Source organism: Comamonas sp. CMM02 (assembly GCF_014851485.1).
GTDB classification, from domain to species: Bacteria; Pseudomonadota; Gammaproteobacteria; order Burkholderiales; family Burkholderiaceae_C; genus Comamonas; species Comamonas avium.
The window spans coordinates 954,161-977,045 of sequence record NZ_JACUZW010000001.1 but is presented as its reverse complement, the minus strand read 5'-3'; the positions used below and the strand labels follow the sequence as shown (position 1 = coordinate 977,045).

The 22,885-nt window shown below is 59.7% G+C and carries 22 protein-coding genes; 11 read left to right on the top strand and 11 right to left on the bottom strand.

The genetic code is table 11. From position 1 onward, the window contains the following. Positions 1-229 precede the first annotated feature (229 nt). Positions 230-2,527, bottom strand: a complete 2,298-nt coding sequence (locus tag IB213_RS04455) for a DNA internalization-related competence protein ComEC/Rec2 (protein WP_370551164.1) — start codon at positions 2,525-2,527, stop codon at positions 230-232. 173 nt (positions 2,528-2,700) lie between these two features. On the opposite strand from IB213_RS04455, the gene IB213_RS04450 reads away from it, so the two are divergent. After that, a complete protein-coding gene (locus IB213_RS04450; protein ID WP_191723610.1) occupies positions 2,701-3,159 on the top strand; it encodes a RidA family protein in 459 nt (152 codons plus the stop codon). Between the two features lie 162 nt (positions 3,160-3,321). On the opposite strand, the gene folK is transcribed toward IB213_RS04450, so the two are convergent. Genes folK through hda form a run of 4 tightly spaced genes read right to left on the bottom strand, consistent with a single transcriptional unit; the run spans position 3,322 to position 6,826 of the window. Then, positions 3,322-3,816, bottom strand: a complete 495-nt coding sequence (gene folK, locus IB213_RS04445) for a 2-amino-4-hydroxy-6-hydroxymethyldihydropteridine diphosphokinase (protein ID WP_192405521.1) — start codon at positions 3,814-3,816, stop codon at positions 3,322-3,324. Next, positions 3,813-5,375 carry a polynucleotide adenylyltransferase PcnB gene (gene pcnB / locus IB213_RS04440; protein ID WP_192405520.1) on the bottom strand — a complete coding sequence of 521 codons (1,563 nt, stop codon included), beginning with the start codon at positions 5,373-5,375 and terminating at the stop codon, positions 3,813-3,815. Before pcnB ends, folK begins: the two co-directional genes overlap by 4 nt. Next, the gene (locus IB213_RS04435; protein ID WP_192405519.1) at positions 5,372-6,073 is read right to left on the bottom strand and encodes an HAD family phosphatase; all 702 of its coding nucleotides are present in this window, start codon (positions 6,071-6,073) and stop codon (positions 5,372-5,374) included. The genes pcnB and IB213_RS04435 overlap by 4 nt, the downstream gene beginning before the upstream one ends. A gap of 54 nt (positions 6,074-6,127) precedes the next feature. After that, a complete protein-coding gene (hda, locus tag IB213_RS04430; protein WP_191723693.1) occupies positions 6,128-6,826 on the bottom strand; it encodes a DnaA regulatory inactivator Hda in 699 nt (232 codons plus the stop codon). A gap of 359 nt (positions 6,827-7,185) precedes the next feature. Between hda and purM the strand changes: the two genes are divergently transcribed. After that, the gene (purM, locus tag IB213_RS04425) at positions 7,186-8,238 is read left to right on the top strand and encodes a phosphoribosylformylglycinamidine cyclo-ligase (protein WP_191723606.1); all 1,053 of its coding nucleotides are present in this window, start codon (positions 7,186-7,188) and stop codon (positions 8,236-8,238) included. Between the two features lie 22 nt (positions 8,239-8,260). Then, positions 8,261-9,322 (top strand): AI-2E family transporter, encoded by a 1,062-nt coding sequence (locus IB213_RS04420; RefSeq protein WP_192405518.1) that lies wholly within the window; start codon positions 8,261-8,263, stop codon positions 9,320-9,322. Positions 9,323-9,447: 125 nt separating this feature from the next. Here IB213_RS04420 and IB213_RS04415 read toward each other — a convergent pair whose 3' ends face one another. Continuing rightward, positions 9,448-10,296: a SirB1 family protein gene (locus tag IB213_RS04415; protein ID WP_191723604.1), complete on the bottom strand. Its 849-nt coding sequence runs from the start codon at positions 10,294-10,296 to the stop codon at positions 9,448-9,450. 59 nt (positions 10,297-10,355) lie between these two features. After that, positions 10,356-11,918, bottom strand: a complete 1,563-nt coding sequence (gene murJ, locus IB213_RS04410; protein WP_192405517.1) for a murein biosynthesis integral membrane protein MurJ — start codon at positions 11,916-11,918, stop codon at positions 10,356-10,358. A 248-nt stretch (positions 11,919-12,166) separates the two neighbouring features. Here murJ and rpsT point away from each other — a divergent pair, with 248 nt between their 5' ends. From rpsT to IB213_RS04395, 3 genes are all read left to right on the top strand, one after another. Beyond that, positions 12,167-12,460 carry a 30S ribosomal protein S20 gene (gene rpsT, locus IB213_RS04405; RefSeq protein WP_191723602.1) on the top strand — a complete coding sequence of 98 codons (294 nt, stop codon included), beginning with the start codon at positions 12,167-12,169 and terminating at the stop codon, positions 12,458-12,460. Positions 12,461-12,786: 326 nt separating this feature from the next. Beyond that, a complete protein-coding gene (gene mqo / locus IB213_RS04400) occupies positions 12,787-14,493 on the top strand; it encodes a malate dehydrogenase (quinone) (RefSeq protein ID WP_192405516.1) in 1,707 nt (568 codons plus the stop codon). Between the two features lie 102 nt (positions 14,494-14,595). Continuing rightward, positions 14,596-15,972, top strand: coding sequence for an MATE family efflux transporter (locus IB213_RS04395; RefSeq protein ID WP_192405515.1), 1,377 nt, complete (start codon positions 14,596-14,598; stop codon positions 15,970-15,972). Between the two features lie 92 nt (positions 15,973-16,064). Here the strand turns inward: IB213_RS04395 and IB213_RS04390 are convergent, their stop codons facing one another. Continuing rightward, positions 16,065-16,394, bottom strand: coding sequence for a DUF3579 domain-containing protein (locus tag IB213_RS04390; protein WP_191723599.1), 330 nt, complete (start codon positions 16,392-16,394; stop codon positions 16,065-16,067). A 241-nt stretch (positions 16,395-16,635) separates the two neighbouring features. Between IB213_RS04390 and IB213_RS04385 the strand changes: the two genes are divergently transcribed. The 5 genes from IB213_RS04385 (at position 16,636) to IB213_RS04365 (ending at position 20,340) form a co-directional block, all read left to right on the top strand. Then, the gene (locus IB213_RS04385; RefSeq protein ID WP_192405514.1) at positions 16,636-17,832 is read left to right on the top strand and encodes an aspartate aminotransferase family protein; all 1,197 of its coding nucleotides are present in this window, start codon (positions 16,636-16,638) and stop codon (positions 17,830-17,832) included. Positions 17,833-17,848: 16 nt separating this feature from the next. Continuing rightward, a complete protein-coding gene (argF, locus tag IB213_RS04380) occupies positions 17,849-18,772 on the top strand; it encodes an ornithine carbamoyltransferase (protein ID WP_192405513.1) in 924 nt (307 codons plus the stop codon). A 16-nt stretch (positions 18,773-18,788) separates the two neighbouring features. After that, positions 18,789-19,091, top strand: coding sequence for a hypothetical protein (locus IB213_RS04375; RefSeq protein ID WP_192405512.1), 303 nt, complete (start codon positions 18,789-18,791; stop codon positions 19,089-19,091). A 161-nt stretch (positions 19,092-19,252) separates the two neighbouring features. Then, a complete protein-coding gene (locus IB213_RS04370; protein WP_192405511.1) occupies positions 19,253-19,618 on the top strand; it encodes a YkgJ family cysteine cluster protein in 366 nt (121 codons plus the stop codon). Between the two features lie 170 nt (positions 19,619-19,788). After that, positions 19,789-20,340 carry a dihydrofolate reductase family protein gene (locus IB213_RS04365; RefSeq protein ID WP_192405510.1) on the top strand — a complete coding sequence of 184 codons (552 nt, stop codon included), beginning with the start codon at positions 19,789-19,791 and terminating at the stop codon, positions 20,338-20,340. A 53-nt stretch (positions 20,341-20,393) separates the two neighbouring features. On the opposite strand, the gene IB213_RS04360 is transcribed toward IB213_RS04365, so the two are convergent. The 3 genes from IB213_RS04360 to IB213_RS04350 are packed head-to-tail and all read right to left on the bottom strand — an operon-like array spanning position 20,394 to position 22,868. Beyond that, entirely contained in the window at positions 20,394-20,594 is a 201-nt protein-coding gene (locus IB213_RS04360; protein ID WP_192405509.1) for a hypothetical protein, read from the bottom strand. Positions 20,595-20,613: 19 nt separating this feature from the next. Further along, the gene (locus IB213_RS04355) at positions 20,614-22,548 is read right to left on the bottom strand and encodes a ferrous iron transporter B (protein ID WP_192405508.1); all 1,935 of its coding nucleotides are present in this window, start codon (positions 22,546-22,548) and stop codon (positions 20,614-20,616) included. Next, positions 22,545-22,868 carry a FeoA domain-containing protein gene (locus tag IB213_RS04350; protein ID WP_191723591.1) on the bottom strand — a complete coding sequence of 108 codons (324 nt, stop codon included), beginning with the start codon at positions 22,866-22,868 and terminating at the stop codon, positions 22,545-22,547. Before IB213_RS04350 ends, IB213_RS04355 begins: the two co-directional genes overlap by 4 nt. Positions 22,869-22,885 lie beyond the last annotated feature (17 nt).

Genomic DNA, 22,885 nt, shown 5'->3' with positions numbered 1-22,885 from the left:
GCTCACCTGTGCACATCTAGCAGGTTGTATTCGTCGCCAAATGGTGTGCCATGCGCCCTGCAGATGGTCTGTGGAATGTGCAGCCAACTCCGCAGCATGGGGACTGAAAAACACAGGAAATGGTCGCACTATCCCACCATCGTTCAGTGGCGCGGCATGCAAGGCACGCCACAGGGATACCCCAACTGGCACTCAACACAGCACCGCGTTAAAGCGCTAAAGCACTTGGTCACTCAGGCGCAGCTGGCGACCAGTACCTCGGGGTTATGGCTCGCTCGCACAGCACCGATTCTGGGCTCCAGGAGCGCCAGTGCGCAGCGCCACAGCTGGGCGTGCTGACCAAGTTGACATTGCGCTCCTGGTACCGGCGAACCACCGCCGCCACGGGGTGCCCAAACCGGTTGCGATAGCCCGACTGCACAATGGCCACCTTGGGCTGCACCCGGTTCAGAAAATTCGTGCTCGATGATGTTTTGCTGCCATGGTGCGGCACCAGCAGCACATCGGACTGAACGTCAGCACCTGCCCGCAGCAACGCTCTTTCTTGCGCCGCTTCGATATCGCCCGTCAGCAGCGCACGAGACCCCGCATGGCTTTGCACTTGCAGCACGCAACTGGTGGCGTTGCTTTTGGTGGTCTTGCCTGGACTGGAGCCTTCAAAAGGAAACAGCACCACAAACCTGACCCCATCCCATGTCCAGGACTGCCCTGCCTGGCACGGCACGCCGCCGGATCCCATCCACTGCATGCGTACAAAAGCTTGCTGCACTGACGCAGCACCTCCTGCATGGTCACGGTCTTTGTGACTGACCATCATGGCGGTCGGCACAACACCCAGCGCACGCAGCCCGGGCACCACAATGCGCTCACCGGCATCGGACTGCGCTGACCACTGCGGCCCTGCATCAAACAGCAAGCTGTGCTGCTGCGTGCGCAGCAACACCGCGCTGCCCTGGCCTACGTCCAGAGCCAGCAGATCAAAGTGCCCCCACGGCGGTACTGCGCTTTGCCACCACAGCATCGGCACGATCAGCGGCAGGCCCAGCGCACGCCAGCGCCAGCCCCAGGGCATTACCAGCCACAGACACCCTAGCAGCCCCGCCAATCCCGCCCACCACGCGGGCTGGGCAAAGTACAGCACCGCCACTGGCCAAGTCACCATCTGCTCCAGCAGCCATACCATGGCGGTCACGCTGTGCGCGGCAGCTGTCCACAGCGGTGGCCAAAAAGCCCCCAGCATGGACAGCGGCGTCACCACCAGCGTCACCCACGGAATGGCCCACAGGTTGGCAATCATTGCGACCACTGAAATCTGCCCAAACAGCAGCAGCGTCAGCGGTGACAGCGCCAGACCCACCACAGCCTGCTCACGCAACAAGCGCATGCCGGCATGCCGCCAGCGCCGATCAGGCACATTGCGATCTTGAGGCTGCGTGGCAAAGAGCACACCCACGGCCACAAAACTGAGCCAGAACCCTGCTTGCAGCAAACTCCATGGGTCGACCAGCACCACAGCGGTCAGCACGCCCAGCCACACGTAAGGCCATGGCCAGCTGCGCCCCAGGCTGCGCAGCACCACCACCACGCACAGCATGCCAATGGTTCGCTGAGCCGGAATCCCCCAGCCGCTGAACACCGCATAGGCTGCCGCCAGCATCAGCCCCGCCCATGCAGCTGCCACAGGTGCAGGCCATTGCAGGCACAGTCGGGGACTGCGCCGCCACAGCAGGTTGACAACGGCCATCGCCAGCCAGGCAAACATGGTGATGTGCAATCCACTGATGCTCACCAGGTGGGCCACGCCCGTGTCTCGAAACAGTTGCCAGTCGCTGCGGCTGATGCTGGACTGCGCCCCCGTGACCAAGGCCTGCACCACACCGAAAGAATCGCGCTGCCGCTGCGATGCATCTTTGGGCGCTTGCATGGCTCGGTGCAGATGGCCACGCCACTGCGCCACCTGTGCATATCCCGTCTGCTTCAACCAATTGGGGGGGCTGTCACGGGGGCCGTGGCGCACATAGCCCGTGGCCTGAATGCCCTGGCTCCATGACCACAGCTCCCAATCCATGCCATGAGGGTTGCGTTCCCCATGCGGGGCTTTCAAGCGCACCGTCCACTCCCAGCGCTGCCCGGCACGCAAACCCTGTGTCGGTGTATCGCCATACCAGGACAATGCAATGCGCTGTGGCAGCGGGACTGCCTGCGGGGGGTCTTGCAAAGACAACGCTTGCTCCACCTGAAAGCGCAAGCGCACGCCACGCGCAACGGGCTGGGGCATCTCCGTAATCACACCCTTCACCCGGACATCGCGCCCCTCCCATGCTGCAGGCATGCGCTGCGCCTGAAACACGGTGGCACGCCAGCCCGTAAGACCCCATGCCAGCCCGGCACCCAGCAGCACATACACTGCAGCTTTGCGCCAGCCCGGCCGGCGCCACAGCGCCAGCGCCGCCACCACAACCGCAACCACCGCAGCTACATATAGCCACATGGGCCCAAGCTGTGCCTGCTGCAGTTGTAACGCCACGCCAGCCACCACACCGCACATCCCGCAGACACCCGTCGCAGGAAGGTGTGTAGAAACTGTGCAATGTCTTGGCATACTGCCAAGCATGCAGGCACAACGCTGTGCAGGCAAAGCCGATTGCACAGTTTGCACAGTTCACCCGCTACGACAGACAAGACGAAAGGAACAACACCATGAACATTTACGACCGACTCCAAGCCCTCCAGATCAACTTGCCCCCTGTCTCCATCCCTGCTGCCGCCTACGTGCCTTTTGTGCAAACCGGAAACCTGGTGTTTTTGAGTGGCCACATTGCCCGCAAAGACGGCCAAGCCTGGACAGGCCAGCTGGGTGCCAATATTTCTACCGAAGAAGGCAAGCAAGCTGCGCGTGCTGTGGCCGTGGATTTGCTGGGCACACTGCAAGCGGCCTGTGGTGGTGACTTGAACCGTGTACAGCGCATTGTCAAAGTGATGAGCCTGGTCAACTCCACCCCCACCTTCACTGAGCAGCATCTGGTCACCAACGGTTGCTCCGAGCTGCTGGCCGAAGTGTTTGGCGACCAGGGCAAGCACGCACGCAGCGCCTTTGGCGTGGCCCAAATCCCCATGGGCGCTTGCGTTGAGATTGAATTGATTGCAGAGATTAAATAAAAAAATAGCTATCAGCGCTTACAGGTAAACGTTTTCAATATGAAAACATACTGAAAACTAGTACTCATAAGCGAAAGCAGCTACTATTTTTAAAACATCATCAAAAAAGCGCGGTCCTGGCTACCCAGGACCGCGCTTTTTTGCAAGTGCAGAGGCTGCAGCCTAGCTGTGAAGGGCACTGGCTGCCCACTGCGCATTCTGGGCAACCATAATGCGCTGGTCGGCCACAGCCGCCAGCTGCTCTTGACTGACCAAGCGCGCATCCAGCTCTTGCAGGGGCAGCAGCACAAACGCACGCTCATTCATGCGCGGATGGGGCACCGTCAGCGCCACGCCATGCATGCGTTCATCGCCCCACAGCAAAATATCCAGATCCAGCGTACGCGGGGCATTGCGATAAGGGCGCTCGCGCCCTGCAGCCTGCTCCAGCATCTGCAAGGCCTGCAAAAAAGCCTGCGGCGCTTGCTCCGTGTCTAGCGCGGCCACGGCGTTCAAATAATCCGGCCCTGTGGCATCCACGGGTGCACTGCTGTAGAGCGAAGAGACCGACAGCAACCGCGTACCTTGCAAAGCGGCCATGCCCTTTAAAGCATGCAGCAAGGCTTCTCCCCGGTCGCCCAGGTTGGCACCCAGCCCTACATACACACGCACGGTCATGCTTGTGAGCTGTCAGCAGCGGCGGCTTGACTATTGCCCGCCGGTTTACGGCGGCGACGGCGGCGTTTTTTGGCCGGCGCATCACCCAGCTCACTGGTGCTTTGTGCTGCCATGTCATCCAGTGGCGACTCAGCAGCCTCTACCTTGCGCGGTACACGGCGAGCAGGTTGCGTCGCCTTTTGCTTTTGTCGCTGCTCTTCGCGCACCTGGGCTACCAAATCTTCGCGGCGGGCATCGTCTGCGGTTTGAAATTCTTGCCACCACTCGGCCAGGGCTTCTTCCACTTCACCCACGTCTGCACGCAGGCGCATAAAGTCAAAACCTGCACGAAAGCGGGCCTGCAGCACCATGCCAAAGGGCGTAGCGCCCGTGCGCTTGTCAAAGCGTGGCTGCATGATCCAGATCTCGCGCATGTCGGCCGCCAGCTTGCCGCGGCCAGAGACATCGCCAATGCGCTGGTCAAAGACTTCGTCAATCGCATCGTTGAGCGCCGGGAATGCATGAAAGCCTTTTTTCAGCCGCTGCTCCCAGCCATTTTTCACGTCTTGCCACAGCACGCAGGCCAGCATGAAGCTGGGAGCTACCGGCTTGCCCTCGCCCACGCGGCGGTCGGTATCGGCCAGCGCCGCTTTGACAAATGGATGCTCTGCACGCTCAACCACCACATCCAGCAAGGGGTAAATCCCTTTGGCCAGACCCAGCTTTTTAAGCTGCTCGATCGAGGCCAGCGCATGGCCGGTCTGCAGCAGCTTGAGCATTTCGTCAAACAAACGGCTTTGGGGCACGTCCTTGAGCAAATGCTCTGACTCCACCAGAGGCTTGGCTGTCTTGGGCTCAATCTTGAAACCCAGGGGGCTGAGCTTGGCCGCAAAACGCACGGCACGAATGATGCGCACCGGGTCTTCGCGGTAACGCGTGGTGGGGTCACCAATCATGCGCAGCACACGTTTTTGTGCGTCCTGAATGCCCTTGTGAAAATCGACCACAACCTGCGTTTCCGGGTCGTAGTACATGGCATTGACCGTGAAGTCGCGGCGCGTGGCATCCTGGTCCTGCGGGCCCCAGACGTTGTCGCGCAGCACACGGCCACTGGCATCTACGGCATGCTTCATGTGCGCCAAAGCCAGTTTGCTGGTGCGCTCATTGCCGCTGACCTGTTCAGCCAGGCTGTTGTCCAGGAAGGCACGGAAGGTGGAAACCTCAATGACCTCATGCTCACGGCCACGGCCATACACCACGTGCACGATGCGGAAACGTTTGCCAATGATGAAGGCACGGCGAAACAGGTGCTTGACCTGCTCGGGCGTGGCATTGGTGGCTACGTCAAAGTCTTTGGGGCGCAGGCCCAGGAGCAAGTCACGCACAGCACCGCCCACAACGTAGGCCTCATAGCCTTCGTCTTTGAGCGTGCGCACGACATCGATCGCGCGCGGATCCACCAGTTGAAGATCAATGCCGTGCACACTGGCCGGCACCTCTTCACGCTTGCCAAAACGCGGCTTGCGCGAACGGGAGGCGGGCTCTTTGCCCAGCAATTTATCAATGATGGTCTTAATCATGTGTTCTCAGTAAACAGATCCAGGACGCGCCAGCCGCGCTCTTGCGCCAATGCACGCAAACGGGGCTCGGGGTTGGTGGCAACAGGGTGATTGACCCGCTCCAGCAAAGGCACGTCGTTCATGGAGTCGCTATAGAAGGTGGATTCCACCTCATCCCAGCTCAGCCCGCGCTGTGCCAGCCAGGCATCCATGCGCGCCACCTTGCCTTCGCGCATATTGGGTATGCCTTTGACCGCACCCGTATACCAGCCAGTGGCATCACGCTCTAAATCGGTGGCAATCAACTCCTGCACGCCAAATGCCTGGGCAATCGGGCGGGTTACAAACTCATTGGTGGCCGATGTGATCACCACGGTATCACCCGCATCCAGATGGTTTTGCACCAGCGCAATGGCTTGGGGCTTGATGGCAGGGCCAATCACTTCCTGCATGAAACGCTGGTGCGCAGCGTTGGCTGCATCAGCACCCCGCTGCACCACCGCTTCGGTGGCAAAACGCACATAGTCGTGCACATTCAATGTGCCTGCCTGGTAATGCGCAAAAAACTCGTCATTACGCTGACCAAACTCTGCACGGTCACTCCAGCCAATGGCAATCGAAAACTCTCCCCAGCCATGGTCAGAGTCCATGGGAATCAACGTGTGGTCAAGGTCAAACAGTGCCAAGCGAGGCCGCAGTATCTGGGTGACAGAAGACATGAATGCTTTCAATAAGAGCGAAAACTGCAAGCGTGGCGCACTACTGCGTCATGCTTATTCAGTCTCCAGCATGGTTTTGAGCAAGGGAATGGTGATTGCACGCTTATTGCGCAAAGCAAATTCGTCGAGCATGTCCAGCAACTGCATCAAGCTGGCCAGATCACGCGAAAAGCGTTTGAGCATGTAGTCCACCACATCGGCACTCAAGGTCACACCACGCGCCGCGGCTTCCGTCTTCAGCACCTCTCGGCGCTCTTCCTCATTGGGCACATGCAGTTGGAACACATGGCCCCAGCCCAGACGGCTGCGCAGGTCGTCACGCACCTCCATCGCAGCTGGCGGCGTATCTCCGGCCGACAAAATCCACCGTGGAGAGCCGCTGGGCGGATTGATGGCGTTCACAAACCAGTTAAAGGCACGGGCTTGCTGCATGGGCGTGTACAGGTGCACGTCATCCATCAGCACGGCCGACCAGCGCTCATCGAACTCAGGTGGAAAACCGGTCGATGCATCCAGCCAGCCCACCTGGGCACCTTGCTCACGCAGCATTTCGCGCACTGCTTTGAGCAAATGGGTTTTGCCCGAGCCTGAAGCCCCCCAAAGGTAAGTCGGTACGGGCGAGCGCTGGGCGGCACCAAAGCCATCGTTGACCCAGTTTTGCAGATGACTGACCACCGGCGCATTGCGGCCAGCATAAAAGCGCGAAAGGGATGGCCCTGTGGGCAAGCCAATATCCAGCGCCAACTGCTTCATAGAGGGCATGCCGTCGATACGTCTTGCCAGCGATTACGCAAGCGAAAATGCAAAAAAAATGCAGTCAAAAGCAGCAACGTGGGCATGAAGAAAAAGAACGAAACCCTTTGCAGCCAAGTGGCAAGGGACATAAAAGTAACCAAAAGTGTGCGGTACAAGGGTCTATTTTAGTCTGCTTCCGCCAATTCCACAGACACAGGCTTGCTCTTGGCACTAGCAAAGAGCTGCCAAGCGGGTTCTTATAACCCGCGATGCCCTGCTATGACACAGCGGCATGAAGGACATGTCACTGGGTATCGACTTAGAATCGGCCCCTGCCCTGCACCCGCCCGGGCACCATCCCTGCACAGATCTATCCCATGAGCTCCTCTGCCTCCCAATCTACCCCCATTTCTTACAAAGACGCTGGCGTTGACATCGACGCGGGCGACGCACTGATTGAGCGCATCAAGCCCTTGGCCAAGAAAACCATGCGTGAAGGCGTGATGGCAGGCATTGGCGGCTTCGGTGCGCTGTTTGAAGTGCCCAAGCGTTACAAAGAACCCGTTCTGGTCTCCGGCACCGATGGTGTGGGCACCAAGCTGCGTCTGGCATTTGAGTGGAACATGCACGACACCGTGGGCATCGATCTGGTTGCCATGAGCGTCAACGATGTGCTGGTGCAAGGCGCCGAGCCACTGTTCTTCCTGGACTACTTTGCCTGCGGCAAGCTGGATGTAGACACCGCTGCAGCCGTAGTGGGCGGTATTGCCAAGGGCTGCGAGCTGTCCGGCTGTGCACTGATCGGTGGTGAAACCGCTGAGATGCCCGGCATGTACCCCGCTGGCGAATACGACCTGGCAGGTTTTGCTGTGGGCGCCGTGGAAAAGTCCAAAATTTTGACTGGCCAGAACGTCAAGCCTGGCGACGTGGTGCTCGGCCTGGCCTCTGCAGGCGTGCACTCCAACGGCTTCTCGCTGGTGCGCAAGTGCATTGAACGCGCTGAAAGCCAAGGCAATGTTCCCGCTACTTTGGATGGCAAGCCCTTCAAGCAAGCCGTGATGGAGCCCACACGCCTGTACGTCAAGAACGTACTGACTGCGCTGGCCCAGCACCCCATCAAGGCACTGGCCCACATCACCGGCGGCGGCTTGCTGGAAAACATTCCCCGTGTGCTGCCCGAAGGCACAGGCGCTGACCTGAAGGCCGGCAGCTGGCCACAGACCGAATTGTTTGCCTGGCTGCAAAAAACCGCCGGCATTGATGATGTGGAAATGAACCGCACCTTCAACAACGGCATTGGCATGGTGGTGGTGGTTGACGCGCAAGAAGCCGAGGCCACTGCAGCAACTTTGCGCCAACTGGGTGAAACGGTCTATACGATCGGTAACATTACGCAACGCAGCGAAGGCGCTGCCGTCCAAGTTTTGTAAACACTTCTACAGATCGTCACATATGGGGAATCAGCATCAACTTTCAACCGTTTGCCCCCCCCCTGCCGCGCCTTCTCGCGGTGTGATGATCGCCAGCTACCTGCTCATGGCCTGCACGCTGCTGCTGGTCATGTGGCAAAAACTGCTGCCCGGGCTGCTTTGCGCATGCCTGGGCTTTTTATTGACGCGTGGTCTGGCCTCGATACTGTCACTGATTGATCGCCGCCCTCCGGGCCCCACGCCGGATCGCTGGGCCCAGGTGACTGCAGCCACACTGGTGTCCATTGCCCCCCTGATCTGGCTGGCTATTGCGCTGACCCACTCGCGCGGCTACCTGACCGACATTCCCCACCAGTACAAAGAGCTGCTGGACTACCTGGCCAACACCGTGCTGGAGCTGCGCCAAAAACTGCCCGCAGAGCTGGGCACCATGCTGCCCCAGGGGGCTGCTGAGATTCAGCAAACCATTGCCACCTATCTGGCCACCAAAGCAGGCAGCCTGGCTTCTGCTGGCAAGGCATGGCTGGGTGGTTTGCTGCATGCCTACATGGGCCTGCTGATTGGTGCGCTGGCAGCCGTTCGTCCCCGGATTGCTCCGCGCGCACCGCTGACGCAGGCACTGCAGCGCCGTGTCATGCTGCTGGGCGAAGCATTTCGCCAAATTGTGGCCGCGCAGTTCTGGATTGCGCTGTTCAACACCTCGCTCACCGCCATTTTCTTGCTGTTCATCCTGCCTGCGCTGGACATGGCTCTGCCCTATACACCAGCACTCATCATGCTGACCTTTGTGGCCGGCCTGATCCCTATCGTTGGCAATCTGTTTTGCAACGTGGTGCTGACCATTGTGGGCCTGTCCGTCTCACCCGTGGCTGCTGCTGTGTGTCTGGGCTTTTTGATCTTGATTCACAAAGCCGAATACGTCATCAACGCCAAGGTGGTGGGTCAGCGCACACACATGGCCGTCTGGGAGCTGCTGACCGTGATGTTTGTGGCCGAATCGGTCTTTGGCCCTGCAGGCCTGGTGGCTGCCCCGCTGTTTTATGCTTACCTCAAGAAAGAGCTGGAAGCATCCAGGCTTGTGTGAGCAATTAAAAAGAGAGCTGTCTGCGCATGCATTTAAAGCAGTTCAGATACAAATCACTTTGAAACCATTAAAAATAGAGCGCCATGCGCTCTATTTTTTTATAAACCCGCGCAACCCCATCGCCTTTATCGAGCAGCTCGCAGCAACTCGATCCGTGCCTCAATCAAGCTTAAGTCATGGGGGGCTTGTGCCATGCGCACATAGGTTTGCAAATCGCGCAAGGCATCATTGCGCTGCCCCATTTGAGCCAGCACCAGACCACGGTCACGGTAGTTGTCCGCATGCTTGGGGCTCAGAATAATCAGCCGGTTGAGCACGCCCAGCAGCAACGGTTGCTGACCGTCCTGCACGTAGATGCTTTTGAGATTGCGCAGCATGCGCTCAATGATCTCTGCGCCACTGGCAGGCACCAAAAACATATGCAGCGGTGCGATATCGTCCTCTGCCAGCCCCCAGCCTTCACGAAAAGGCTCCAGCCGCTCCGACAGCATGTTCTGCGTCAGGCCGCGCCCAGTCAGAGGGTCTTGAATGATGATGCCCTCATCCACACGCACCTTCACCAAAAAGTGTCCGGGAAAAGAAATGCCATCGACCTTCAGGCCAATCCCCCACGCCAGCTCCATCCACAGCACCGCCAGAGAAATGGGAATGCCCCGGCGCGTTTGCAGCACATGGTGCATGTAGCTGTTGGACGGATCTGTAAAGTCGTTGGCATTGGCTGCGAACCCGAGTTTTTCGTAAAAAAACTCATTGAGCATGAAGTGGCGCTGCATCGCCGTTGCGCCCCAGGGAATGGTCTTACGCAGGCGCTCAGCCAAGCCATCGACCTGAAACAGAACGTCCTGTACGTCCAGCTCCGGCACAGCCTCTTGCGCCAGACTGGCCGCCGCCTCCAGCAACGGAAAGGCCACATCGTGGCCAACCAGACACTGGAAGTGGTCAAGCGCAGAAGGGACTTCGAAATTGAACGACATGCTGCGCACTCTACCGTGATTTATCGAACTGCAAAGCCCTTGTCACGGTATAGACACCATCAGCGACGCAGCAAACGGCGCAGCTTCAAGCCCGAAGCCCACAGTGCTCCAAAGTAAATGGCTGCTGAGCCAGCCAGCATCAGCGTCATCAATCCAATGCGCTGCCACTCATGGGCTTGCAAAGCCTTCCAGTCCCACTGGTGCGCACCCCATCCCAAAAAAGCACCCAGCAACATGGCTGCAGCGGCCACCTGCAGCAGGTATTTGCCCCAGCCCACAACAGGTTTGTAGGCACCGCGGCGCAGCAGGCCAACCAGCAGCCACACCGCGTTAACCAGTGCACCCAGCCCAATAGACAGTGCCAGGCCCGCATGCGCAATCCAGGGCACCAAGACCGCATTCATGATTTGAGTCAGCACCAACACAGCCACAGCAATCTTCACCGGCGTGCGCATGTCCTGACTGGCAAAGTAGCCGGGCGCCAAGACCTTGATTGCCACCAGACCGACCAGTCCGGCCCCATAGCCAACCAGCGCCAAAGCGATTTTGGAAACGTCGCTGCTTTGCAGCGCACCACGGTGAAACAAGGTGGCCACCAATGGCTCGGCAAATGCCAGCAGCCCCACGGCACAGGGCACCGCCAGCAGCACCACCAGACGCAGACCCCAGTCGAGCATATCGGAGTAGCGTTGCGCATCGCCCGCCGCTTTGGCCGACGCCAGCTGCGGTGTCAGCACAACACCCAGCGCCACCCCCAGCAGCGCGGTGGGAAACTCCATCAACCGATCGGCGTAAAACAGCCACGTCACACTGCCCGGTGTCAGGTAGGACGCAATTTGCGTATTAATCATCAGGCTGACCTGCGCCACCCCCACCCCCAGCAGGGCAGGCAGCATCAGTGACAGGATGCGGCGCACACCACCGTCGCTCCACGCGGCCTTGATGGCCGAAGGCGTGAGGCCAATGCGGGGCAGCAAACCCAGTTTTTTCAGCACGGGTAACTGCACACCCAACTGGAGCACGCCACCGAGCACAACGCCTGCGGCCATGGCATATATGGGCTCAATGCCCTGGCGATCCAGCCATGGAGCCAGCAGCAAGGCTGCACCAATCATGCAAACGTTCAGCAAGACCGGCGTGACCGCGGGTACCGCAAACTGTTTCCAGGTATTGAGCACCCCAGCACACAGCGCCACCATGGACATGAAGCCGATGTAGGGGAACATCCAGCGCGTCATCAGCACTGCTGCTTCTTGGGCATGCCCGCTTTCAAAGCCACTGGCCAGCAGCCATACCAATACCGGAGCACCTGCCACGCCCACCACGCACGTCAGCAGCAGCACCCAAAACAGCACGGTGGCAACATTGCCAATCAATGCGCGCGTTCGCTCCTCGCCCTCCTGGGTCTTGGTGGTCGCCAGCACAGGAACAAAGGCCTGGCTGAACGCCCCTTCGGCAAACAAGCGCCGAAACAGGTTAGGAATACGGAAGGCGACGTTGAAGGCGTCCGTGAGCGCATTGGCCCCGAACATGGAGGCCATGATCAGATCACGGGCCAGACCTGTGACCCGGGAGGCCAGGGTCATCAACGAAACAGTGGAGGCGGATTTGAGAAGTGACACCCCGGCAGTGTAGCTATGCCAAACCTCGGCTGACACGCAGCGCGCAGCAAAGCAGCAATCCGTTACGTTGTGCCGTTTAGGGCTCCAACCTCAAAAACACCAATCTGGTGCATCACATGCAGCACATGCACCAAATAAATCACAGCGCCCACTTGTGGTGCGCACGCCATCTACTGCAAGCCCTCGCAAGCGTTGCTATAATCGCGGGCTTCGCTGGCATCATCCACAGACAACTCAAGGAATACATCATGGCAACTAAAGCCAAAAAGAACCCCCGCCTGGCCTCCGGCCGCAAGCGCGCTCGCCAAAACGTCAAGCTGAACGCTGCGAACACATCGCTGCGTTCGAAGTACCGTACTGCTGTCAAGAACGTCGAGAAGGCTGTCCTGGCCGGCGACAAGGTGAAGGCTACCGAACTGTTTGCCAAGGCTCAGTCCGTGCTGGATACCGTGTCCGACAAGGGCATCTTCCACAAGAACAAGGCTGCTCGCGATAAGAGCCGCCTGTCGTCCAAGGTTAAAGCCTTGGCACTGGCCGCCTAATCCACATTTAGGCATCGCCCGGATGGCCTGGCCATCCGCCGTTTGCTACGGGTGCGCTGCCAGCGAAACATCAAACCGCCTTCGGGCGGTTTTTTGTTGCCTGTACATCGGCCATTGAACGCACGCCAGCGTGCATCCCATACGAACGCGTGCAAACCGCTTATCAGATTAGTACTAATACCAATTGATTAGCATCAATTTTTTATTGATCAAAGATAATTTGAGGTCGAAAAGTCTTGTGTCATCTATATGACCTGCTTTCTGAATCAACACAAAAGCCTGCCACATGCGCGCAGGCTTTTTTTGTCATCCAGCCTCGAAGAGTCATGAAAAAGTCAATCAAAATAGGATTGGGCGTTGTTGCGACCCTGATCCTGGCGGCCTTGTTATTTTTAAACTGGCCACTGTTCCCCCGTTCAGTTCCCAAGGCAGAGAACGAGCAGCCGGTGGACGTGGTGATGGTGGGCGCAGGCGCAATGAGCGCCACGCTGGCCACTTATCTGCAGGAGCTGCAGCCCGACTGGAAGATGGAAGTCTTCGAGCGCCTTGACGGCGTGGCTCTGGAGAGCACCTATGGCTGGAACAACGCGGGCACGGGCCACTCCGGTTTTGCCGAACTGAACTACACCCCTCAGTTGCCTGATGGCAGCGTGGAAACCAAGCGTGCCATCGGCATTGCCGAGCAGTTCGAGGTAACACGCCAGTTCTGGGCTCACCAGGTTGGCCGCGGCCACCTGCAGGCGCCTGAAACCTTCGTGAACGCCACACCCCACATGAGCTTTGTCTGGGGTGAGGACAACATTAGCTTCCTGAAGAAACGCCAAGAAGCCCTGATCCAGAACCCTCTGTTCTACGGCATGGAATATTCCGAGGACCAAGAGAAAATCAAACAGTGGGCACCACTGATGATCGAAGGCCGTGACCCGGCACAGAAGATCGCCGCCACTTATATGCCTTTGGGCACTGACGTGAACCACGGCGTGTGGACGCAACAGTTGATGGCATCTTTGCAAAAGACGGCCAACTTCAAATTGCACCTGCAAAGCGAAGTGACTGCCCTGCGCCAGAATGCCGACAAGACCTGGAACGTAACCGTGGCCGACCTGGCCAACGCTGGCCAGGAAAAAACCATCAAAGCCAAGTTCGTTTTCGTAGGTGCCGGTGGTGCTGCGCTCAAAATGCTGCAAGCCTCGGGCATTCCGGAATCCAAGAACTACGCAGGCTTCCCTGTCGGCGGACAGTTTCTGGCGATTGAGAACCCGGAGCTCACAAAACGCCACGATGTCAAAGCCTACGGCATTGCCTCCACCGGCTCGCCCCCCATGTCAGTACCCCATCTGGATGCTCGCCAGCTCGACGGTCAGCCTGTGATGCTGTTTGGCCCCTTTGCACTGGCTACAACCAAGTTCCTCAAGTACGGCTCATGGTGGGACCTGTTCTCCTCGGTCAACCACGACAACCTGATGGGCATGCTGCGCGTGGGTATCCACAATCTGGACCTGGTTCAGTACCTGCTGCAACAGGCCGAGCTCACAGATGAAGACCGCCAGCAAGTGCTGCAAGAGTACTTCCCCCACGCCAAGCGTGAAGACTGGCGCCTGGTGACAGCTGGCCAGCGCGTGCAAATCATCAAACGCGATCCCGAAAAGGGCGCTGTATTGCAGTTCGGCACAGAGATCGTCGGCTCGCAAGACGGCAGCATCGCTGCGTTGCTGGGAGCATCGCCCGGCGCTTCTACCGCACCCCACATCATGCTGAACCTGCTCAAGAAGTCCTTCCCTGAGCAAATGGCCAGCACCGAGTGGAAGAACCACATCCAAAAGATCGTGCCCTCATACGGCAAAAAGATCAACGATGACGCAGGCTATACCAACGAAATTCGTCGCATGACCAGCTCGGCCCTGAAGCTGCCATATCTGGATGTGCCACCGACCGTGGGCAAGCAGACAGACACTCCCGCCGTGAAACCTGAGGCTGCACCCGCCGCACCCCAAAACCCCACGCAACTGAACAAGGAAATGCAGGCACTCTAAGCCTGGTTCCCCAGACACCGGCCATGCCGGTATACCCCGCCGGCCTGTGCCGCGCGGGGTTTTTTCTTGGGACACCCAGCACTACCCGTCTGCTTCTTTTGCATGCACCGCCCCCTGACCCACGGCCCGACTGGCCGCGCACTGATGCGTTTTGCCATGCCCCTGTGGGGCGGGTACGTTCTGCAGTCGCTCAACACCTCGGTCAATGCATTCTGGATCGGCCGCCACCTGGGTGAAGCTGCATTGTCCGCCGCCGTGCATGCCAACAACCTGCTGTTCATGCTGATCGCCTTGGTGTTTGGCATCAGCCAGGCCACCAACCTTTTGGTGGCACAGGCTGTGGGTGCGGGCCAGTGGCGCTTGGCACGGCGCACCACGGGCACGAGTGCAGGCCTGTTTCTGGCAGTATCCCTGCTCATGGCAACCTTGGGCTGGCCGCTGGCTGCCCCGTTGCTACGCGCTATGGGTGCGGATGCTGCCACCGCAACACTGGCGGTCGATTACCTGCGAATGCTGTTCCTGGCACTGCCGCCCATGCTGCTACTGATATTTGTGGCCGCCGTGCTGCGCGGCACAGGGGACAGCCGCACGCCCTTTATTGCACTGCTGGCCGTTGCCGCAGGCGATGCTGCGCTCAACCCCTTGCTCATCTTTGGCGCAGGCCCAATTCCCGCCTGGGGCATCGCAGGCTCTGCCTTGGCCACCCTGGTGGCCAACAGCTTAGGGTTGCTGGGACTGCTGACTTGGCTGCGCTGGCGCCGTGTGCCACTGTGGATAGGCTGGCGCCAACGCCACTACCTGCGTCCAGCGCCCGCCCTGGTGCGCTGTCTGGTCACCAAAGGCCTGCCCATGGGACTGCAGATGCTCGTGGTCTCGCTCTCTTTGGTGCTGATGCTCAGTCTGGTCAACGCCCATGGCGCCCAAACCTCTGCCGCCTACAGCGCAGCACTGCAACTGTGGACCTATGTGCAGATGCCTGCGATTGCCGTGGCTTCAGCCTGCACCACCATGGCTGCCCAGAGCATTGGGGCAGGCCAATGGGCGCGTGTGGCACACACAGCCCGCGCGGGTGTGGCCTGCCATTTGCTGCTGACGGGCATCTGCATCGCGTTGGCCCTGACCTTTGAACGCCAGGTACTTGCCCTGTTCCTGCCCGAAGGCAGCGCCGCTCTGGAGCCTGCACTTGACATCAACCGCATCGTGCTGGGCTCGTTCGCGCTACTGGGTATCAGCAACGTACTCGCAGGGGTCGTGCGTTCCACGGGAGCAGTGCTGATGCCGCTGGCTATCCTGGCCGCAGCCCTCTGGGGTGTGCGCCTGCCACTGGCCTGGGGATTACAGCCCCTGTGGGGACTGAATGCGCTGTGGTGGAGCTTTCCACTGAGCGCCGTGATGTCGCTGCTAATGTTACTGATCTACTACCGCTGGGGCGGCTGGCGCCAAGCCCGGCTGCTAAACAACGGCTGCCTGCCATCGTGAAAACCGGTGCGACTTGCTCTTGTCGCAGAAACAAAAAAGCTTCCCCTTGGAAGCCTTGGCTGGTACAGCGTGTCCATGCAGTCGAGAGGGGCTCACCCCTTCTTGCGATCAGGGGCCTCGTCAGGAATCAGGCAGGCCTCTGCCACTTGCAGATGGTTATCGCGGGCGAAGTTCAGTACAAAATCCCAGGCCATGGGTTCATGGGCCTGCAAGTCGCGGTGCACCACCACGCACTTGATGCCGTTCATCGTGGTAGGGATGCACCATGTGGAATAACCCAGATGGCTGCCGCGCTGGGCACCACCGGGGCGAAACTGACTCATCACTCCCGCCAATCGTTCGGCCCAGTCACTGGGGCGAAAGGTTTTTCCGTCCAAGGTCACGCCTTGGATGAACAGTTCTTTGGAGCTTGGGGAAACCATCAGGGTAAATCTGGGTAAAAAGGGTGCCAATCGGGATCGCCATCGTGGACACCATGGTCGCAATTCTAACTCTTATATAAGACAGGAACATGGCACGGGGGATTGAAACCATGTAGAGGATTCATCCAAATATGCAGCAAAAGCATGTGGCCTTGCTTGCAGGGCCCTAGAATCGTTCTCTTGTCTTTTGTTGAAGCTCGCAAAAGTTGTGCCACGACTGTCATATCCGGAGATTGATGTAATGACCGCTCACATTGAGGCTGCCTCGCCCCACGTAATGCCCACCTACGGCCGCGTACCTATCGCGCTGGAGCACGGCCGAGGCTGCCGAGTATGGGATGTGAACGGTAAGGAATATCTGGATGCACTGGGTGGCATTGCCGTGAACACACTGGGCCACAACCACCCCAAGCTGGTGCCCGCGCTGCAAGAGCAGCTGACCAAGCTCATCCACACATCCAACTACTACCATGTGCCGGGCCAGGAAACACTGGCCGCGCTGCTGACTGAGCGTGCAGGCATGACCAATGTGTTCTTTTGCAATACAGGTCTGGAAGCCAACGAAGCGGCCATCAAGATTGCCCGCAAGTACGGTGTCGACAAGGGCATTGAAAAGCCTGAAATCGTGGTCTATGACCATGCATTCCATGGCCGCTCGATTGCCACCATGAGCGCCACGGCCAACCCCAAAGTGCGCAATGGGTTTGGCCCCTTGCTGGACGGTTTCACCCGTGTGGCCCCCAACGACTACGAAGCACTGGTCGAGGCCACCGAAGGCAACCCCAACATTGTGGCCGTGATGATGGAGCCCATCCAGGGCGAAGGCGGCCTGCACCCCATGCGTGCCGACTACCTCAAGAAGGTGCGCGCACTGTGCGATGCCAATGGCTGGCTGCTGATCATGGACGAGGTGCAAGCCGGCATGGGCCGCACCGGCAAGTGGTTTGCCCACCAGTGGGCTGACATCACGGCCGATGTGATGACCCTGGCCAAGGGCCTGGGCTCGGGCGTGCCGATTGGTGCTGTCGTTGCACACAAGGCGGCTGCCGAAGTGCTCAAGGCGGGCAACCACGGCTCTACCTTTGGTGGCAACCCGCTGGCCATGCGTGCAGGGGTCGAAACCATCCGCATCATGGAACAAGACGGCTTGCTGGCCCACTCCACCCAGGTGGGTGACTACCTGAAGGCCAAGCTGCAAGCCGAGCTGGGTGGCATTGAAGGCTTTGTCGAAGTGCGCGGCCAGGGCCTGATGATTGGCGTGGAGCTGGCCAAACCCTGCGGCCAGCTGATCGGTCAGGCCGCTGAAGCCGGTTTGCTGCTGAGCGTGACCTCTGAGACCGTGATCCGCATCGTGCCACCACTGATCCTGAGCGAAGCCGAAGCAGACGAAATCGTCGCCAAGCTCAAACCTCTGGTACAAGCCTTGCTGGCTGCCTGACCCCAAGGAATCGTGCATGAAGCATTACCTGCAATTTAGCGACTTTAGCGCCGACGAATACGACTACCTGCTGGCCCGCGCCGCCTTGATCAAGCAAAAGTTCAAGGGCTACGAAAAGCACCACACGCTCAGCGACCGCACGCTGGCCATGATTTTCGAGAAGGCCAGCACCCGCACCCGTGTCAGCTTTGAAGCCGGCATGTACCAGTTGGGTGGCTCCGTTGTTCACCTGACCACGGGCGACAGCCAGCTGGGCCGCGCTGAGCCGATTGAAGACAGCGCACGCGTCATCAGCCGCATGACCGACCTGGTCATGATCCGCACCTATGGCCAGGACAAGATTGAGCGCTTTGCCCAATATTCGCGCGTGCCCGTCATCAATGGCCTGACCAACGAGTTCCACCCCTGCCAGATTCTGGCCGACATCTTTACCTTCATTGAGCACCGCGGCTCCATCAAGGGCAAGGTTGTCGCCTGGGTGGGCGATGGCAACAACATGGCCAACACCTGGCTGCAGGCAGCAGACCTGCTGGGCTTCAAGGTGCACCTGTCTACGCCCGGCGGCTATGAAGTGAACGAGCAGTTGGCCTTCAGTGGCAAGCCCGTCAACCCAGGCTGCTATGAAGTGTTCAAAGACCCGCTGCAAGCGTGCAAGGGTGCTGATCTGGTCACCACCGACGTGTGGACCAGCATGGGCTACGAGGCTGAAAACGAAGCACGCAAGAAGGCATTTGCCGACTGGTGTGTGGACCAGGAAATGATGGCCGCCGCCAAGCCCGAAGCCGTGTTCATGCACTGCCTGCCAGCCCACCGCGGGGAAGAGGTACAGGCCGATGTGATTGACGGCCCGCAGTCCGTGGTCTGGGACGAGGCAGAAAACCGCATGCACGTGCAAAAGGCGCTCATGGAGTACCTGCTGCTGGGCAAGCAGGCGGATTAACGCCTATCGCCATGCCATGACCGTGATGCGCGCCTTTTGCACGCCTCTCACAAAAACAGGAGCTGCTTACGCGCGCCTGCTAAAGCTTTCACACGTCTTTCGTTTGCAAAGCAAGGCAGGATCAGCGTTAGCAGCTCTTTTTTTATTTAAACCCCGCAGCACCATCACAGTCCTGCGCGGCCAGCGCCCCTTTTCCTGCTCAGCCAGCGGTACGCGCACCCTGGATCTGCGCCGCATGTCACGCTGCAGCAGCGCGCTGCACTCCATCGCCTGCAGCCACTTGCTGAAAACGCCGCGCTACCTGCTCGGCCACACCTAGGGCCTTTTCTTACTTTTTTCACATGGCATGCATGCGCTTTGCCGTGGGCTGGCCTGTGCCTTGCTTATGCAGTTAGGCGTCCACCCGCGACACGGCGATGTCTGCTGTGCGCCTTTATTTTTTTGCCTATCGAAACCAAGCTCTTCACCGCTTCCCCCACCATGTCCGAAGCCATTCACCCTTGCCTGCTGTGCGGCAAGTGCTGCCAGAACTACCGCGTCGAGTTTTCCATCTACGAGCTGCAATCCATGGGCGGCACCGTGCCCGACCATCTGGCCCATGAAGTACCCGCCAAAGGCAACCGCGCCCGCATGAACGGCACCGAACGGCACCCCGTGCGATGCGCCGCACTGAGCGATCTGCCCCATCTGGGCGAAGGCTGTGTGGGCTGCGGCATTTATGAGCAGCGCTCACGCCCGTGCCGCGACTTTCCCTTTGCCTCTTATGGCTGCCACGACACCCGCGAAAAATTTGGACTGCCTGCGCTGCAAGAGCATGAAATAACGCCGTGGCTGGAAAGCGCCTGATCGAAGGCAGTACTGCCTGACAGATCGCAGCTGGCTGGCCATCAACCATACAAGGCTGTACACAGGCATAAATAGTTGCTGGCCCCTTGGCATCTGGGTCTGCAACACCATTCATGGCGGAAAATGGCTGTCAGCAAGCACCACGTCCCCTGTCTGAATTGAGCCAAACCATGCCCTGTTACGCCTACATTGCCACCAGCCTTGACGGTTTTATTGCCCGCCCCGATGGAAATCTGGACTGGCTGAACGCAGCCCAGGCCCGCATCACCCCGCCCGAAGACTGTGGCTATGCCGCGTTCATGCAGGGCATTGATGCACTGGTCATGGGCCGCAACACCTATGAAACAGTGCGCGGCTTTACACCCTGGCCGTATGACAAGCCGGTCTATGTACTCAGCCGCACTGTGCAGGCATTGCCCGACGCACCTGCAGGCGTACAACTTTTTCAGGGCACGCCTGCTGAGCTGCTTGCCCACGCCCAGCGCCAAGGCCAGACACGGCTTTATGTGGATGGTGGCCTGACCGTGCAATCGTTCATTGCGGCGGGTTTGCTCGATGAAATCACCCTCACCCGCATTCCGGTGCTGCTGGGCAACGGTCTGCCACTGTTTGGCCCGCTGGGTGCGGGGCACACCGAGGTACAGCTGCGCCATCTGGACACGCGCAGCTGGGACTTCGGGCTGGTACAAAGCCGCTACGCGCTGGAAAACAAAAAGGCCTGAAACGCTGACCAGCGCCTCAGGCCCGATGTATTCGCCTCAACTGCGCTGAAGCCTCAGGGCTTTTTGGCAGCAGGCGCGCAACTGCTGCCTCCGCAGCCACTGCAACCTCCGCACCCACCACCTTTGGCCGCAGCCGGAGCCAGCGCTGGGTGCATGCGCCCAGCCTGCTGGCGCCAGCGCGCAGGCAGATAACGCCACAGCAGCGACGCCACGGCCACTGCCACAATCAAACCAACCGTCCATTCTTGCCACATTGCGCAGCCCTTTCGCTCATCAACCCCACCCCAGCGCCACGGCGATGCGGTAGGTTACAAAGCTGGCCAGATAGGCCAGACCAAACAGATAGCCCGCCATGATCAGCGGGTAACGCCAGCCATTGGTCTCGCGCTTGACCATGGCCAGCGTCGAGATGCAGTGCGGCGCAAACACAAACCACACCAGCACAGACAGCGCAGTCGCCAGCGACCAGCTGCCCGCAATCAGCGGGCCCAGCTGGGCAGCCGCATCGTCGCCCGTGGCCGACAGGGCATACACCGTGGCCAGCGCACTGACCGCCACTTCGCGGGCTGCCATGGCAGGCACCAAAGCGATGGCAATCTGCCAGTTAAAGCCAATGGGCGACAGCACCATCTCCAGCCAGTGGCCAATCTGACCGGCATAGCTGTAGCGGATGGCCCCTTCGGTAATGCCTTCGGGCGCACCCGGGTAGCTGGCCAGAAACCACAGCACGATGCTCACCGTCAAAATAATGCCGCCCACGCGGCGCAGGAAAATCATGGCGCGCTCATACAAACCCAGGGCCAGGCTGCGCAGACTGGGCCAGCGGTACGAGGGCAGCTCCATCAGCAGCGGCGTTCGGGTCAGATTGCTGCGCCCCAGCTTGGCCACCCATGCCACCGCCATGGCGCTGGTAATGCCACCGATGTACAGCGCAAACAGCACCAAGCCTTGCAGGTTGAAAATGCCGCCCACCGTTTGATCCGGAATGAACGCAGCAATCAGCAGCGCATACACCGGCAGACGGGCCGAGCAGGTCATCAGCGGCGCAATCATGATGGTCAGCAAACGGTCGCGCCAGCTGGGAATTGAGCGCGTCGCCATGATGCCCGGCACCGCACACGCAAAGCTGGACAGCAACGGGATGAAAGAGCGCCCAGACAGGCCCACCGTGCCCATGATGCGGTCCAGCAAGAACGCCGCACGCGGCAGGTAACCAGAGTCTTCCAGCACCAGAATAAAGAAAAACAGAATCAGAATCTGCGGCAAGAACACCAGCACCGAGCCCGTACCTGCAATCACTCCATCCACCAGCAGGCTGCGCAGCACGCCTTCAGGCATCGCCCCTGACAGCCACTCGCCGGCAAAGGCCACACTGCTTTCAATGCCGTCCATCAAGGGCTCGGCCCAGCTGAAAACGGCCTGAAAAATCAGAAACAAGGTCACCAGCAGCAGCAATGTGCCCCACAGCGGGTGCAGCACCACGGCATCAATGCGGTCATCGCGGTGTGTGGGTGTCGCGGGCTCTTGCACGGCGGCTTGCATGATCTCAGCCACCTGCTGGTGCAAGGCCAGCAGTTGCTCACGCGTATTGCGTCCCACCTCGGGCATGAATCGCCCATCCGCAACCGGCGGCTGCAACGTGCGGGCCGCCTGGCTGTCCAGCCAGGTCAAAAACTCTTTGGCTCCGCTTTGGTGCACACCCACGCTCTCGATCACTGGCACGCCCAGCAGTGCACTCAGCCGTGCCTTGTCGATGTGCAGGCTCTGGCGGCGCGCCATGTCGCTCATGTTCAGCACCAGCAGCATGGGCAGCCCCAGAGCGCGAGCCTCCAGCACAAGGCGCAAATTCAGGCGAAGGTGGGTGGCATCGGTCACGCAGACGAGCAACTCAGGAGGGGCTTCGCGTGCATGCTGACCCGTGACGATGTCGCGGGTAATACGCTCATCATCGCTGTGCGCATCCAGACTGTAGGTGCCCGGCAAATCCAGCAGACGCACGCGGCGTTTGCCCGGCGTGGTCAGCCAGCCTTCTTTGCGCTCCACCGTCACGCCAGCGTAATTGGCCACCTTCTGGCGCGCACCTGTCAGCAGATTGAACAAGGCTGTCTTGCCGCAGTTCGGGTTGCCCAGCAGTGCCGCACGCAGTGGTGCAGATTCGCTGTGTGCCGATGGTGCGTTCAAGTGCACGGGTACTTCGCGTGCGTTCATTCTGTGGCCTCCAGCTGCACCAGCACCTTGGAGGCCTCGTGGCGGCGCAGCGCAAACGTTGCCTGTCCCACGCGCACGGCCAGCGGGTCTGGCCCGGGGAAGCCGGTAGCCACAACGCGCACCGTCTCCCCTGGCAAAAAGCCAATCTCCATCAAGCGCAGCAGCAAGCCATGCTCTTGTTCAGTGGCTGCAGGAGCCAGATCGATCACACGGGCCAGCACTTGCGGCGCAAGGCAGTCCAGCCCCACCACAGTCACAGCACCGCTGGGCTTTGCAGGCGAAGTCACCGCTTGCGGTGCCGCCGAAGAAAAAGTATGCATACGAGTTTTAATTGATT